Raw genomic sequence first — 15,154 nt, 5'->3', positions numbered from 1 at the left:
AATCCATTCATTTATGTTTTCAAAAAAATAGTCATCCTAGAAGGAGGTTTTATTATGACCAACTACAAAAAAAAGTTGCCATCGTAACAGGAGGTGAAAGTGGTATCGGACGAGAAACATGCTTGCAATTAGCCAAGAAAGGTGCACGCATTGCCGTTATTAATATTTCCGATGATAGAGAAACGCCTGCATCCATTTGATGCAGCCACTTCTCTATTTAAAATAAGCTAAAAGACCTTTGGTGATCCCTTCTGCTAAGTTATCTTGATAGTCCCTTGTTCGGATTGTGAGTAAGTCATGAGGATTCGTAATAAATCCCATTTCTAATAGGAGTGCTTTATTTTGATTGTTTCTTAGTACATAGAAATTACTACTTCGAACCCCTCGATCTCTCATTGTGACATGTTGAGATAAAGAGGACTGCATTTCATAGGCAAGCTCTTTACTATCTGGGCCAAAATAGTGTGTGCTAATTCCATTAGCAGAAACTATTGGACTTGCATTAAAATGTAGACTTATAAAAGCATGAGTCTGATAAGCATGACTTATTCTCAAGCGGGTGGCATGATCTACATAGCTATCATTACTTCTCGTTAATAATACCGTTGCACCTGCTTGACGGAGCTCACTTGCTATCTCAGAAAGCACCTCCATAATGACATCCTTTTCAAAGATACCCCCAAGTCCTATGGCTCCAGGATCCATGCCACCATGCCCTGGATCGAGCACAATATTAAAGCCATTTAAGTTCTGCTCATTGCTTACCGTAGTTGTAGTAGCTGTTTGTTCCACAGATTGCTCTGTATCTGACGTAGCCTGGGCTGATGGTTCTTCAGGTATGTATGTGGTACTTTGATGATTCGTCAACCAGCCCGCAATCCATCCAATTTTACCATTCTTTAAATCTACTTTTATCCATTGATCTTCAGTATCAACGACCGAAAAAGACTCTCCAATTGTTGTAAAACCGATAATAGGATAATTTGTACCTGGTCCTGAACGAATCCGAACACCAGTGGCAGTAATAGAAACATCGTTTAAACTATCATTAGTAGCTGCTCGCTCTTGCTCTTCCACCATTAAAAATTGTGAAGCTATCCAAGCCTCTTTCCCATTATAAAAGGTTTTATACCAGCCATATGCCTCATCAAACACTTGTACTTGATCTCCAGCTTGTAATTTACCAAGAATTTGTCCATTTAAAGATGGCTCTGAGCGCACATGTAAATCTGTTGCTCCCACATGATATGTTTTCCCCTCTGCCTCTATAATCAAAGGGAAAACAAAGAAAAACGATAAAAATAAGATGATGGCTGTACTCTTTTTTATCAAAACAATATCACTTCCTTTTTCAGGATTTACTCGATAGTTTCTGATACCCAGAAGTGACCAATACTAAACCTATTTTTTATCGATTTTTGTAGAAATATGATGATTAGTCATAATTACTGAATAGTCTCCATGAATAAAGATCATTTATTTATACATAAAAAAGCCCCACTACATCGATTAAACGATTTTAGTGAAGCTCTTTTATAAGATAATGCACCCGGAGGGGGCTTAAATTGTTGTACTAATGGAATAAACGTTATGAATTCAATTTTTTCCTGTAATCAATATAAAGAAGTATAGTTAAAATAAGCAAAAATATGATCATAGAAAACGGTATTAACCACAACTCATTCTGATTTAAATTCCATCCAATTAAGATAATAGCAAATGATACAATTGGAGCCATTATAAAATAAGGCTTTGAAAGGTAAAACCATCCATAAGGGAAAAAATGTGCTGCTGTAATGATGGAAAAAAAGATAATAGCTTCTTCTGGGCTTTTACCTATCGCCCAAAAAAGAATTGGAAAATATACGAGCTGAGCAATGTTCAAGAATACTCCTAACTTACCTAAGGGATTACCTTCAAATTTCCAATCTGCTTTCAAGAGATTGGAAAGACCCATCGATAAAGGAAACATTAATCCCGTTGAGAATAACATATAAATATTTTTTAGTTCTAGTGTGATTGGTTGTAAAAATATTATGGTAATAATTAACCAAATGATTACAGCTGACAACAAAAAGGAAACACCATTTTTCCCACTAATCGATAATCTTTTACGGAGATCATTAATTTGCAAACTAATTTCCCCTTCTTTTTTAAAATTTTCATCATTCATAAGCTACTCCATTGTTTGCATATCTTCTGGGTAATGAATGGTGTCAAATACCTCATCTGATTTAGAATCTTTAACATTGATCGTGACATCATAGTCATCTGGAGATGCTCCATCATAAAGTTGATACATCATTCCTGTTATTCCAATTCCCAGCACAGCAAAACCGTCCATACTATTTTCATACCCTTCTCTATCAACACTTAAATGAAACTCTGAAAAATCTTCATTGGATGTAATGTCTTGAATTGACGGGAAGTCACCACTTGTCTTAATCTCCTCCATGGATTGATCTAATTGTTTTTTTATTTCATTCATCATTTCCTTGTGTTTGGATTTTGACATTTTATAAGTCAAGCTTCCGTCTTCATTCTCTGTTACTTTTAACCCTTCCTCTTCAGCTTTCGCTATCGATTCATCGGTAGATTCTATCATAGAGGAAGGTATGGTAACTTCCACACTTAATAAGTTTTTATCTACTTCAACCGCTTCTTTATCGTCATTCTGATTTGGTTCTGAATCTTTAGTATCTGTATCTATAGCTTCTTTTCCTTCTTCTTCATTTTTCTCGACTTCGAATCCACAAGCAGTTAAAAATATAATACAGAATAAAAAAACTAATAATTTCTTCATGCTCATTTCCTTCCTATGTATATTTAATAGGATTTTATCACTATTTGTAGGATATTACTATGGAAAAAGCGTCTGTAACTAAAAACTTTGATAATGTCATCATTATTTTGTTCGTTGTTTATTCGATTTCATTCAATTATTTTTCGACTTTCTTTGGAACAAAAAACCCCTCCTCCGGCTAACTACTTAGGTAGACGGAAGAGAGGTGCTTTTATTACCTATATGCAATTCAATGAGCTTATTGACATCATATACAAGGATATTACGCGCCCGGAGGGATTCGAACCCCCGACACATGGTACCGGAAACCATTGCTCTATCCCCTGAGCTACGGGCGCATGAAAAAATACGACAAGATTAATTATAGCGAAAGATATAATTAATTTCAACGAAATCTATATTTTTCTTTTGCAACAATTGAATTGATTGTTTAAATTATGTTATTTTCGGGTAGGATGAACATAGATTATAATAGACGAAAAGATCATCCATCCAAGAAGGTCAAAAGTCAATCAAATCTTTTGACCTTTTTTGACCATTAAGTTATGATGTTAATAGTTAAATAATAAAATGATGAAGCAATAAAGGAGGAGTTTTCTTATGAATTTAATCCCTACAGTTATTGAACAAACTAATCGTGGTGAGCGTGCTTATGATATTTACTCTCGCCTATTAAAAGACCGAATTATTATGCTAGGTAGCGCCATTGATGACAATGTTTCTAATAGTATCGTGGCTCAACTATTATTCCTTGCTGCAGAAGATCCAGATAAGGATATCTCCCTATACATTAACTCTCCTGGTGGTTCCATTACAGCAGGTATGGCGATCTATGATACGATGCAATTCATTAAACCAAATGTATCTACCATCTGTATTGGAATGGCAGCATCTATGGGAGCATTCTTACTCGCTGCAGGTGAACCTGGAAAACGATTTGCTCTACCGAACAGTGAAGTCATGATTCACCAGCCACTTGGCGGAACACAAGGTCAAGCTTCTGATATTCAAATTCATGCAAATCGTATTATCGAAATGCGTAAAAAATTAAACCAAATTCTAGCTGATCGTACTGGCCAACCGATTGAAGTTGTTGAAAAAGACACAGATCGCGATAATTTCATGACAGCAGAGCGTGCAAAAGAATATGGTCTAATCGACCGAGTGATGGAAAAGAAACCAACTGATTTAAATTAATACATTGGAAAACCCTGCATCATCGCAGGGTTTTTCTATTCTGAATTTCCTTCTATAAAGCTTACTAGATCTGCTAATGCTTGTTCTTCATCCGTACCATCGACGATTATTTTAATTTCACTCCCTTTGGAGAGTGCTAAACTCATCAATCCCATAATACTTTTCGCATTGATTCTTTTTTGATCTTTTTCAATAAAAATTTCGGCAGTATAATGATTTGCCTTTTGTACAAATTGTGCTGCAGGACGAGCCTGTAAGCCAGGATCTACCCCTATAATAACTGTCTGTTCAACCATTCCCATCCTCCTCATTTTTGAAAGCGTTATCATTTTATTATACTATATCACTTCTTCCAATATTACACAAAAGTTTTTACTTAGCATTTTAAAAGGTAAAGAGCACATGTTTAACACATATGCTCTAGGATTTATTTACAGTAAGTTTTTCACTTCTTATTTGTTCCGCAAATTGATCTATTTTCTTCAATCGGTGGTTAATTCCTGACTTACTAATCTTCCCTCCAGAGACCATTTCCCCTAATTCCTTAAGAGATACATCATTATGTTCTAATCTAAGTTCCGCAATTTCCTTTAACTTATCTGGTAGTGCATCTAGTCCAACCGTTTCTTGAATATATCGGATATTCTCCACTTGTCTAAATGCCGCACCAATCGTTTTATTTAGATTTGCTGTTTCACAATTCACAAGGCGATTTACGGAATTACGCATATCACGAACAATTCGAACATCTTCAAATTTAAATAATGCCTGATGTGCTCCAATATAGCTTAAGAATTCGGTGATTTTTTCGGCCTCTTTTATATACGTAATAAAACCTTTCTTCCGTTCTAAAATTCTTGCATGTAATTCATAATTATTTAATAAATCACATAATGCTTGATTATGCTCTTCATAAAAGTTATAAATTTCAAGATGATAAGAGGAGGTTTCTGGATTATTCACAGAACCACCTGCTAAAAAAGCCCCTCTTAGATAGGCTCTTCGACAGCAGTCTTTCTTAATATACTTATCTGAAATAGTTCGAATAAATTGATACGGCTCTTGAAGTATGTCCATATCCAAGAGCATTTCCTTAACTCCTTCATTCATTCTTACAATATATACATTATTTTTTTTCAGTTTCATTTTTTTCCTTACGAGTAATTCAACAGGATAGGCATAAATTGTTTTAATCAATGTGTATATTCTACGTGCTATTGCTGCATTTTCTGTTTGAACATCGAGTGAATAATGTAAGCGTGAAAAGGAAACTGCTCCATTCATTCTAATCAGGGCAGCCAGCTCTGCACGATTACAGCAATTATCGTTCTCGATTTTCGTTAATTCTTTCTTAATTTCCGATGCAAATGACAACTTTCTCCCCCCTCCTTATACAGGTCGATTCTTGAAGTGTCCCTTACAGACATTTAACACTATTCTAAAAAAGACATAAGAACATCCGCAATTTTATCCTTATCATGTCTTAGAGAATGGTTTTTTTGTTTTACTATATCTGCTTCAATTATTTCTATGTCTAAGCTTTTTAATTTTTCGACATCAATTTTAACAGGAGCAGCATTTTCCTCTGCATAAATTAATTGTACGGATGGATCAATCGATTTATTATGAACAATAATAGATTGAATACATCCTGGTCCAATATGATCCATAATTGCTTGAACATGATCAGAAGCTGTGTAACCATTAGTTTCCCCAACCTGTGTCATCACATTACATACATATACCACTTTGGCATCTGTTTCCTTTAATGCTTGACCAATTTGAGGAACAATTAAATTAGGTAGAATACTTGTATAAAGACTACCAGGTGAAATGACAACTATATCCGCCTCTTTAATCGCTGTCACTGCTTCAGGTAGTGGTAAAACCGGGTTCGGCTTTAGGAATACTCGTTTAATTCGTTTTCGTGCTTTTGGAATATTGGATTCACCTAATACAATCTCTCCATCCTCATATTCTGCATGAAGGAACATATTTTGATTAGCAATTGGATAAATATTGCCTTCCACATTAAGAACACGAGAAATTTCCTTTATTCCTGTATAAAAATCGCCTGTAACAGATGTCATCGCTGCTAACAGTAGGTTTCCCATGGAATGACCTAATAATCCATTTCCTTTCGTAAACCGATGCTGAAACAGATCCATTAGCATTGGTTCTACATCGGATAATGCAGCAATCACATTCCTTATATCGCCCGGTGCTGGTATTTCCATCTCTGTGCGAAGGCGACCAGAACTCCCACCATCGTCTGCCACTGTTACAATAGCGGATAGGTCAATGGGATATTCCTTAAGACCACGCAAAAGTACCGGCATACCTGTTCCACCGCCGATCACAACTATTTTTTTTCTATCTGTTTGTGTCATATTTTTATTTTCCCTTTCGCTTATCGATATCACGATGGCTTACATGTGTGACATAGTTCTTTTGAAAATATTTTGCTAAATATTCCGCAATCGCAACAGAACGATGCTGCCCGCCGGTACAACCTATTGCGACAACGAGTTGACTTTTTCCTTCCCGTTTATATTGTGGAAGCATAAACTCTAATAAATCAACCGTTTTATCAACAAAGGCTTTTGTATCCGACCATTTGAATACATAAGAGGATACATCTGTATTTAAACCTGTTAGTGGTCGTAAATTTTCGACATAGTGGGGATTGGGTAAGAAACGCACATCAAATACTAAATCTGCATCAATAGGCAATCCGTACTTAAAGCCAAATGATAACGTATGAATCGAAAAGATTTCTTGCTCTTTTTCACTATATCGTTGCACTATTTTTTCTCGTAATTGCTTTGGTTTTAATTCAGAGGTATCGATAAAATGTTGTGCACGTCCTCTTAATTCATCTAGAATCTTTCTTTCTGCATGGATCCCCTCTAACGGTAATCCATCCTGTGCAAGTGGATGTGATCGACGCGTTTCTTTATAGCGCGAAACAAGTACTTGATCACTCGCATCTAAAAAAAGAATATGCTCCTCTAACCAATTTTCCTGACCCAATTGGTCCAAAGCCTCAAATAAGGAATCAAAAAATTCTCTACCTCTTAAATCCATCACAAGTGCTACTTTTTGAATATTATTCGTTGCATCTCGCATTAATTCTAGGAATTTAGGCAATAACGCTGGAGGCAAATTATCAACACAATAATACCCTAAATCTTCAAAACTTTGCACAGCGACCGTTTTACCCGCACCAGACATCCCTGTTATAATAACTAGTTTTGTTTCTTCCTTTTTTGTCCCCATTGCATTACTCCTCCCATTTCATCCACTTACCGCAAAAGGTTATCTTTTTTTGCTCTCACTCTATTATATACTGAGTGGAGAAGGAGTTACAAATATCGAAAATAAAATTTACTAAGGGATTTAATGGATAAAAAAAATTGGCATAGGTGAAAACCTATGCCGTCAAGTAATATATTTATTAAAAAGGGGGTCAATTAGTTAACTACATTATATCCTTTTTATATTTCGTCCGTGTTACAGGGAAGTTAATTTCTTTTTACGTTCATATGTCGAAAAGATGACAGGACTAGCTAGGAATATTGACTGACTCCTTTAAATTCTCAATATATGCCTGTGCTGCTTGTGCCGCGATACTTCCATCTCCTGTAGCTGTTACGATTTGACGCAATTCTTTTTCACGAATATCACCTGCAGCAAAGACTCCTGGTACACTCGTTTCCATATTCTCATTTGTTGGAATATAACCTTCCTCATTCGTGATTCCTAGAGATTTAAAAGGCTCACTTAATGGCACCATACCAATATAAATAAAGGCACCATTAGTTTCATGTTCAAATTCTTCTCCCGTTTTTTTATTGAGTAATGTGACGCTTCCTACTTTGCCATCCTTCTCATTGATCGATTTCACAATGGTATCCCAAATAAAATCAATTTTGTCATTTTTAAAAGCGCGGTCCTGTAGGATTTTCTGTGCACGTAGTTCATCACGACGGTGAATAATTGTTACTTTGCTGGCAAATCGAGTCAAATAAACACCCTCTTCTACCGCTGAGTCTCCACCACCGACAACTACTAATTCTTTTTCTTTAAAGAAGGCACCGTCACAAACAGCACAATAGGATACTCCACGTCCACCTAATTCTTCTTCACCTGGTACTCCAAGCTTTTTATACTGTGCACCAGTGGTAATAATTAATGCACGTGTCTTATACTCTTTTGATCCAGCAATCACGGTTTTATATTCGTTTCCATCAATTACTTCTTTTATGTCACCATAAGCATACTCTGCACCAAATTTTTTGGCATGATCAAACATTTTATTCGACAAATCCGGACCTAAGATATGGTCATATCCTGGATAATTTTCGACATCTTCTGTATTCGCCATTTGTCCACCAGGTATACCTCTTTCCAACATTAATGTATCTAAATTAGCGCGTGATGTGTATACAGCTGCAGTCATGCCTGCAGGTCCTGCACCAGCGATAATAACATCATAAATTCTTTCCTCTGACATCGTAGCTCATCCTTTCTTCTAATCCTACACTTATTATCTTATTCAAGATGAAAAAGGTCTAATGTTTTGCTCATGGCTTTTCAGGTGTTTGCCATGGTGGTGATTGTTCTAATAAAATATTATGTTCCTTACATCCTTCTCGCCAAAGATCCTCTGCCTTTTTTTCATCACCTAAAAAATAATAACAAGTACTATACCATCTATAATAAGAAGGATGTCCTCTTAATTTACCTTTATTCAACTGTTTAAATCGATCTAATGCTTTTCCATATAAACCGATTTGTGCAAAAGTTGTCGCCATTCGGAGCTTTTGTTGCTCATGTATCGGAAATGTATGATCGAGAAGAGAAATGATGTGCTTCAACATTTTGACTTCATTTTCATGATAATAGAAAACAGCAAGATTCATATAACTAAAAAGGCTATCTGGATGTTCCTTTAGATATTTTTCTTCTAGCGCAATTGCTTCTTCACGTTCACCTGCGAAAAATAGGGCATAATGATATTCATGGCGAGCTTGAGTGAATTCAGGAAATAAGGTAATCATTTCTTCCAATAGGGCAATCGCTTCCTGCCATTCTTGCCGCTCTAAATGATAAAAAGCAGTTTCTTGGTAGATAAGGACATCATCCTCTTCTTCTAATGCCCATTCATCTTCCTCTTCTTCCTCATCAAAATCCAATACGTTTAATAGTCCAATCGCTTCCTCAGCGAATTCACCATCAGGTGCTTTTTCTACATATAGCTCTGCATATTTTGTAGCATCCTGCAATAAACCAAGATGTGCATAATTATTAGCAATTAAATAATAGCAATCCATATAGTCTTCCCCATGCTTTGCTAGTACGTCTGTTAGTAATTGATTCGCCAGATGGTAAGAGCCTATCTCTGTATAAACAATGGACAATTGACATTGATATAAAGGATGATTAGGTTTTTCAGATAGAGCCTTCTGAAACCACTTGATAGACAGCTCAAATTTTCGCTTCTGGTAAGCCTCCACACCTTTTGAAAAATAAAAATCCCCTTCAGGGATGAAAGGTATGACATTTTCCTTTGTTTTGTTAGGTTTGGGCACGCTGATGATTCCATCCTCTCTATTTTTCGTTCTATATCTATAATAATTAGTTGTATTTAATATCGATGACTAATGCATTATAACATATATTTTAAGGATGAAAATACTTTTTTTTAAAATGAGAGAAGGAAAGAAGGAGATCTTTTATTATAACCGTCAGCAGGGCCATACTGATAAAGTCTCCTTATTTACACTTTCTCCTATAAGAACTCATCTTGTGTGATTCGTTTTTCCATTTCTTCTTTTGTATAAATAACCTTCATCGGATTTCCTCCAACAAATGATCCTGGTTGTACATCCTTATGGACAATAGTGCCGGCAGCGACAATGGCATTGCTACCAATCGTAACTCCTGGCAAAATCGTACTATTGGCACCAATCATAACCTCATCGCCAATGTACACTTCTCCTAGCCTGTATTCCTTAATCAAGTATTCATGGGCCAAAATGGTTGTATTATAACCAATTACCGAATTCTTACCAACATGTATTTTCTCAGGGAACATAATATCTAGCATGACCATTAAAGCAAAAGCCGTCTTATCTCCTACCTCCATTTTTAACAATGTTCGGTATAACCAGTTTTTTACTTTTAAAAAGGGGGTATATCTTGCTAATTGGATCACAGTGAAGTTTTTTATAACCTTCCAAAAAGGAACGGTTTTATAGACATGCCACAATGAATTAGCTCCATATACTTTATAACGGTCTGTTTTTCGCATGATTATTCCACTCCAACTATTGCTAATAAATCGCGCATTTCTTCAAGCATGTAATCTGGATCATGCTTTTCTAAGACCTTTCTTCCCTTTAGTGACCATGCAACCCCGGCTGTTTTTACTCCAGCATTATGCCCTGCTTCGATATCATGATAATTATCTCCAACCATCAAAGTTGTCATTGGATTTGCATGTAAGAGATTCATCGCCTTTAATATTGGCTCTGGGTGTGGTTTAGCATTCTCTACATCATCTAGACCAATAAGCACATCAAATAGTTGATCCATTCCTGTAATTTTCAGTCCTAGCTTTGCTGTATCAGACAATTTTGTTGTGACGATTCCTAGCTTCAGCCCAGCTTGTTTTAGTTCATTTATTGTCTCTACAACGGTTGGATATGCTTCTACATATTGCTCATGATGGGCATAATTGTGTTCCCGATATGTCGCCATCATTTCTTCTACTAGGTCAGGATTTACTTTTTGGAAACTATCGATTAAAGGGGGGCCGATAAAGTCAATAATTTCCTCTCTCGTGTATGGTCGATCAGCATATTTCTCTATCGTATGAGTAAATGAAGCGATAATTAATTCATTCGTATCAATTAACGTTCCATCTAAATCAAACAAAACAGTTTCCATCCTCATTTTAATCCTCCTACTTTTATGAAAAAGTTTGGCTGGGACAAAAGTAATAAGGAAGAAAAAATCCGAACATTAATATTTATGCACTGAAACCGCTCCGTCAAAATACTTCGCTTTTACCGATAGGGCGTCAACATCTGCTCAAGTAAACTTTCGCAGTGTTTCCTTTACAGTGGGCACGGCAATCTGCTAACTTTGCAAAGTCGCAAAGTAAATCCAGCTCGTACTGTTCCCAAAGAGTCTACGTATTTTGACTACGCTCAGTCAGAAGATGTTCGGATTCTCATTCTCCCTATTTAGTTATGTCTCAGTCAATTACTACACCATATTATTTTTTCTCTATTTTTTTACCTTGATACGTTTTATCGGATAATCCTTTCTTACGACGATAAATAATGAGAGCAATCGCAACAATAATTAATATTACAGAAAGTAATTGTGCTGCTCTTAGATTCGCTACCACATATAAGCTATCCGTTCTCATTCCTTCGATAAAGTATCTGCCAATTGAATACCAAATGACATAGGATAAGAATAGCTCCCCTCTTCGTAGTGGATATTTTCGTAATAAAAGGAGTAAACCGAAACCAAGAATATTCCAGATCGATTCATATAAGAAGGTCGGATGATACATTGTTCCATCTATACACATTTGATTCATGATAAAATCAGGCAAATATTGATGGAAATTGTTATATGTAGCTTCTGAAATTGGACCACCATGAGCCTCCTGATTCATAAAATTACCCCAGCGGCCAATTGCTTGTCCTAAGATAATACTCGGTGCAAGGATATCTGCAATTTGCCAGAATGACAAACGACGAACTCTTGTAAACACAATAGCGGTTAGTACTGCACCGATCAGTGCACCGTGTATCGCAATTCCGCCTTCCCAAACAGCGAAGACCTTCCACCAAGGCCCGCCAGCATAACGATCCCATTCAAATATAACATAATATATCCTAGCAAATAGAATGGCAATCGGAATAGCAAAGACAACTAAATCAATGATATAATCCTTTTTAACTCCTAAACGATCTGCTTCTCTTGTTGCAACCCAAAGTCCTAAAAATGCTCCAGAAGCAATAATCACCCCATACCAATAAATAGGTAAGGAGCCAACCCAGAGAAATACTGGATCTAATGCGGGTGCTTCACATGCCAAGCTCCATCTCCTCCATTTCCGTTCCGCTTATTCGATATCGAGATCAAATTCTGATTCGATTTCGCGTTCTCCATTTTGAATCATTTTAGATAATCTTTGTGAAAACTCCTCTGCTGCGTTGACACCCATTCGCTTCAATCGGAAGTTCATTGCAGCCACTTCTATAATAACAGCAAGGTTACGTCCAGGTCGAACAGGAAGGGTTGCCTTAGGTACCTTTACATCAATAATTTGCATCGTCTCTTCCTCTAGACCTAATCGGTCATACTGCTTTTTTTGATCCCATGTCTCTAAGTTTATGACTAACGAAATTCGTTTATGAGAACGTACAGATCCCGCACCGAATAATGTCATCACATTAATAATACCAAGTCCTCTAATTTCAAGAAGGTGTTCAATCAATGGAGGAGAAGAACCGATTAATCGATCATAATCCTCTTGACGAATCTCGACACTATCATCTGCTACAAGACGATGTCCTCTCTTTACAAGCTCTAATGCAGTTTCACTTTTCCCTACACCACTCTGGCCTGTAATAAGAACGCCAATCCCATATATATCTACAAGTACACCATGGACTGCTGTAAATGGTGCAAATTTCGCTTCTAAAAAATTGGTGATCCGACTTATCACACGTGTTGTCTTATAGGGTGATCGCATAAGTGGCACCCCGGAATTTTCACATGCCTCTACTAATTCTTCCGGAACCTCCATATCTCTTGTTACTACAATGCCTGGTGTAATGTCCGTACATAATTTATAAGAGCGATCCTTTTTCTCCTCCACTGTTAGCTCAGAAAAATAAGATAACTCTGTCTTACCTAATAATTGCAGTCTATCCTTTGGGTAATATTTAAAATAACCAGTTAATTCAATCCCTGGTCGAGATACCTCACTCATAAAGATTTCTCGGTGAACCCCTTCTTTACCTGCAATAAGCTCCATCTTAAACCGATCAAGTAAATCCTGTGTACGAACTTTCGCCATTTCTAAAGCCCCCCTTTAACTACCACTTCATCTGTTGTTTTTGTTCTCGTGTTTTGTGAACGACACCTTACTATATAGCACGAATAATTTCATTATATATTGTAGCATTTTTTTAAAGTTTTCGTATACTTTTATTCTGATTTGTTGAAAAAGTGCGGTATGGATTATGTCCGGTTCATTTCACGGAATCTCTTTATTTTGCTAGGTTAATCTATTAGTAAAACGCAGATGGTTAGCTTTTCTTATACTTTGGACTTCAAAATTTTCGATTCGTCGCTTTACTTCCTGCAAAAAATTTATACTTTCCTAACGTACAAAAAAACCGTTATAACTAAATAGTCATAACGGCTCATTTCTAATCTTTTATGATTCGGTTGATGAATAAGTTTAGTATCGAAAATAGAATAGCAGCAAGAATAGCTGTTCCAAAGCCTTCAATAATAAAACCATCCCCTAATAAAAGCTGTGTAATCATTAATGTTATCGCATTAATGATGAACAAAAACAAACCTAAAGTTAAGATGGTAATGGGCAATGTTAATACTACTAAAATTGGCTTTACGATCACATTAAGAATAGATAATATGAGGCTTGCTAATATGGCGATGAGAAAGCCATCAATAATAATTGAGTCAAATAAATAATCGATAAGCATTAAGGCTAGTGCATTTAGGACGAGAGAAATGAGCCAACGCATTCTTACTCAGCCTCTCTTCTTGGAATAATAATCGCACTTGCTATATAAAGCACAAAAAGGGGAAAACCAGCAGTGAAAATAGTTAAAATCACGTAAATAATTCTTAAAATGGTTGCATCTAGATCAGTTAACTCTGCTACCCCACCGAGTACTCCTGCTAGCATTTTGTCATGATCTGAGCGGTATAGTTTCTTACCCATTGCATTTCCTCCTTAGGAAAATCATTAAAGCCTATAAGTAGAATTCCACATATTCACGATACTAAACTTATTTTATGCTAAATATTTGTTATGATGCCAATCCTTAAGACTTAAAATCCCAAATATAAAAGGATTCTACGCCCAACCAACTTTGTGCTGCCTTTTCAGCATCTTCTGACTCTTTTTTTACCTTTGCCAGCATACCATCTGCTTGTGATTTGTGAGCGGTAATTGCTGCAAATTTTTGTTTAAATACTGGTGTAATGTCATTTTTAATTTGCGGCTCTCCTAATTCCTCGACATGTGTTAAACTAATTGCTTGGGCCCATACAGTAGGTCGCTCGTCTACTGGAAACTTTTCAACAGCCGCTATTGCTGCAGCCCCAAAAGCATCATGATCCGGATGAACGGCATGTCCTGGGTAGTGTGTAATAACTAGACTAGGTTTTATTTTATTCAAATACGAAAATAAATGCTCTGCCATTTCCTCCTTTGATTCAAACTCTAATGTTTTATCCCGGTAACCAAGCATCTCTAATTGAACATCCATGATTTCACATGCCTTGATCAATTCTTTTTTCCGTATTTCTGGTAGGGTTTCTCTTGTAGCAAATGTTGGGTTTCCCATATTTCTCCCCATTTCGCCTAATGTACCACATAAGTATGTAACTGGAATTCCCTTTTCCCTAAATGTTGCAATGGTTCCGGAAGCCCCGAACGCTTCATCATCTGGATGTGGGTATATGACAACAACATGTTCCTCCTGCATGTTGATTCCTCCTTTTTTCTAAATTAGTAATGAAATGGTGTTTCACCTATTTGGAGTGCAACCATTAAACGGCCTTCTCGATCATGTCCTGCCATCAGAAGTCTACCCTCTTCATCTACTTCAAATTGGTTAACGCCCTCTGCATAAATCCAGCCGATGTCTAATTTCAAGCCAACTCGATATGTACTCCCCGTACCGACGACCTTTCCTCTTTGATAGGTTACTTTCGCATTACGTATAAACGCTCCAACATTATAAGCATCTTTATTAAAATGACTAGCATACGCTCCATTCGTCGTTTCCAAATGTACATATACTTCTCTATTGGCTAATTGATCAATTTCTACTTGTAGCTTCTTCATTTCAATTGGTTCCATGT

At 36.5% G+C, this 15,154-nt stretch carries 19 protein-coding genes and 1 tRNA gene; 2 read left to right on the top strand and 18 right to left on the bottom strand.

The features are described from left to right. Positions 1 to 5: 5 nt before the first annotated feature. Positions 6 to 200, top strand: a complete 195-nt coding sequence (locus tag ACZ5R4_RS20605; RefSeq protein WP_464368521.1) for an SDR family NAD(P)-dependent oxidoreductase — start codon at positions 6 to 8, stop codon at positions 198 to 200. A 13-nt stretch (positions 201 to 213) separates the two neighbouring features. Here ACZ5R4_RS20605 and ACZ5R4_RS20600 read toward each other — a convergent pair whose 3' ends face one another. From ACZ5R4_RS20600 to ACZ5R4_RS20585, 4 genes are all read right to left on the bottom strand, one after another. Continuing rightward, entirely contained in the window at positions 214 to 1,332 is a 1,119-nt protein-coding gene (locus ACZ5R4_RS20600; RefSeq protein WP_464367923.1) for an N-acetylmuramoyl-L-alanine amidase, read from the bottom strand. Between the two features lie 256 nt (positions 1,333 to 1,588). Next, a complete protein-coding gene (locus tag ACZ5R4_RS20595) occupies positions 1,589 to 2,173 on the bottom strand; it encodes a DUF7010 family protein (protein WP_464367922.1) in 585 nt (194 codons plus the stop codon). A 3-nt stretch (positions 2,174 to 2,176) separates the two neighbouring features. Beyond that, the gene (locus ACZ5R4_RS20590) at positions 2,177 to 2,803 is read right to left on the bottom strand and encodes a hypothetical protein (RefSeq protein WP_245902254.1); all 627 of its coding nucleotides are present in this window, start codon (positions 2,801 to 2,803) and stop codon (positions 2,177 to 2,179) included. A 265-nt stretch (positions 2,804 to 3,068) separates the two neighbouring features. Beyond that, positions 3,069 to 3,141 (bottom strand) — tRNA-Arg (locus ACZ5R4_RS20585). 262 nt (positions 3,142 to 3,403) lie between these two features. Here ACZ5R4_RS20585 and clpP point away from each other — a divergent pair. Next, positions 3,404 to 4,000 (top strand): ATP-dependent Clp endopeptidase proteolytic subunit ClpP, encoded by a 597-nt coding sequence (clpP, locus tag ACZ5R4_RS20580; protein ID WP_054787051.1) that lies wholly within the window; start codon positions 3,404 to 3,406, stop codon positions 3,998 to 4,000. 35 nt (positions 4,001 to 4,035) lie between these two features. Here clpP and ACZ5R4_RS20575 read toward each other — a convergent pair whose 3' ends face one another. From ACZ5R4_RS20575 to ACZ5R4_RS20510, 14 genes are all read right to left on the bottom strand, one after another. Next, positions 4,036 to 4,296 carry an HPr family phosphocarrier protein gene (locus ACZ5R4_RS20575; RefSeq protein WP_054787052.1) on the bottom strand — a complete coding sequence of 87 codons (261 nt, stop codon included), beginning with the start codon at positions 4,294 to 4,296 and terminating at the stop codon, positions 4,036 to 4,038. A gap of 124 nt (positions 4,297 to 4,420) precedes the next feature. After that, complete coding sequence (gene whiA, locus ACZ5R4_RS20570; protein WP_109983527.1) at positions 4,421 to 5,374, bottom strand: DNA-binding protein WhiA; 954 nt, start codon at positions 5,372 to 5,374, stop codon at positions 4,421 to 4,423. A gap of 59 nt (positions 5,375 to 5,433) precedes the next feature. Beyond that, on the bottom strand, positions 5,434 to 6,390 hold the full coding sequence (locus ACZ5R4_RS20565; RefSeq protein ID WP_109983528.1) for a gluconeogenesis factor YvcK family protein: 957 nt from the start codon (positions 6,388 to 6,390) through the stop codon (positions 5,434 to 5,436). 4 nt (positions 6,391 to 6,394) lie between these two features. Then, on the bottom strand, positions 6,395 to 7,279 hold the full coding sequence (gene rapZ, locus ACZ5R4_RS20560; RefSeq protein ID WP_109983529.1) for an RNase adapter RapZ: 885 nt from the start codon (positions 7,277 to 7,279) through the stop codon (positions 6,395 to 6,397). Positions 7,280 to 7,565: 286 nt separating this feature from the next. Beyond that, positions 7,566 to 8,516 carry a thioredoxin-disulfide reductase gene (trxB, locus tag ACZ5R4_RS20555; protein WP_054859913.1) on the bottom strand — a complete coding sequence of 317 codons (951 nt, stop codon included), beginning with the start codon at positions 8,514 to 8,516 and terminating at the stop codon, positions 7,566 to 7,568. A gap of 70 nt (positions 8,517 to 8,586) precedes the next feature. Continuing rightward, complete coding sequence (locus ACZ5R4_RS20550; protein WP_181397429.1) at positions 8,587 to 9,594, bottom strand: tetratricopeptide repeat protein; 1,008 nt, start codon at positions 9,592 to 9,594, stop codon at positions 8,587 to 8,589. A 200-nt stretch (positions 9,595 to 9,794) separates the two neighbouring features. Then, entirely contained in the window at positions 9,795 to 10,316 is a 522-nt protein-coding gene (locus ACZ5R4_RS20545) for an acyltransferase (RefSeq protein WP_054859912.1), read from the bottom strand. A 2-nt stretch (positions 10,317 to 10,318) separates the two neighbouring features. Next, on the bottom strand, positions 10,319 to 10,960 hold the full coding sequence (gene ppaX, locus ACZ5R4_RS20540; protein ID WP_109983531.1) for a pyrophosphatase PpaX: 642 nt from the start codon (positions 10,958 to 10,960) through the stop codon (positions 10,319 to 10,321). A gap of 325 nt (positions 10,961 to 11,285) precedes the next feature. After that, positions 11,286 to 12,122 carry a prolipoprotein diacylglyceryl transferase gene (gene lgt / locus ACZ5R4_RS20535; protein ID WP_109983532.1) on the bottom strand — a complete coding sequence of 279 codons (837 nt, stop codon included), beginning with the start codon at positions 12,120 to 12,122 and terminating at the stop codon, positions 11,286 to 11,288. A gap of 27 nt (positions 12,123 to 12,149) precedes the next feature. Then, the gene (gene hprK, locus ACZ5R4_RS20530) at positions 12,150 to 13,109 is read right to left on the bottom strand and encodes an HPr(Ser) kinase/phosphatase (protein WP_109983533.1); all 960 of its coding nucleotides are present in this window, start codon (positions 13,107 to 13,109) and stop codon (positions 12,150 to 12,152) included. A gap of 355 nt (positions 13,110 to 13,464) precedes the next feature. After that, positions 13,465 to 13,806: a phage holin family protein gene (locus tag ACZ5R4_RS20525; RefSeq protein ID WP_054787055.1), complete on the bottom strand. Its 342-nt coding sequence runs from the start codon at positions 13,804 to 13,806 to the stop codon at positions 13,465 to 13,467. A gap of 2 nt (positions 13,807 to 13,808) precedes the next feature. Next, entirely contained in the window at positions 13,809 to 14,006 is a 198-nt protein-coding gene (locus ACZ5R4_RS20520) for a PspC domain-containing protein (RefSeq protein ID WP_109983535.1), read from the bottom strand. Positions 14,007 to 14,109: 103 nt separating this feature from the next. Beyond that, positions 14,110 to 14,775: a bacillithiol biosynthesis deacetylase BshB2 gene (gene bshB2, locus ACZ5R4_RS20515; RefSeq protein WP_054859907.1), complete on the bottom strand. Its 666-nt coding sequence runs from the start codon at positions 14,773 to 14,775 to the stop codon at positions 14,110 to 14,112. A gap of 23 nt (positions 14,776 to 14,798) precedes the next feature. After that, positions 14,799 to 15,152 (bottom strand): YojF family protein, encoded by a 354-nt coding sequence (locus ACZ5R4_RS20510; RefSeq protein ID WP_054787057.1) that lies wholly within the window; start codon positions 15,150 to 15,152, stop codon positions 14,799 to 14,801. Between the last annotated feature and the right edge of the window lie 2 nt (positions 15,153 to 15,154).

The organism is Gracilibacillus sp. JCM 18860 (genome assembly GCF_055395245.1).
This window is presented reverse-complemented; position numbering and strand designations above follow the sequence as displayed.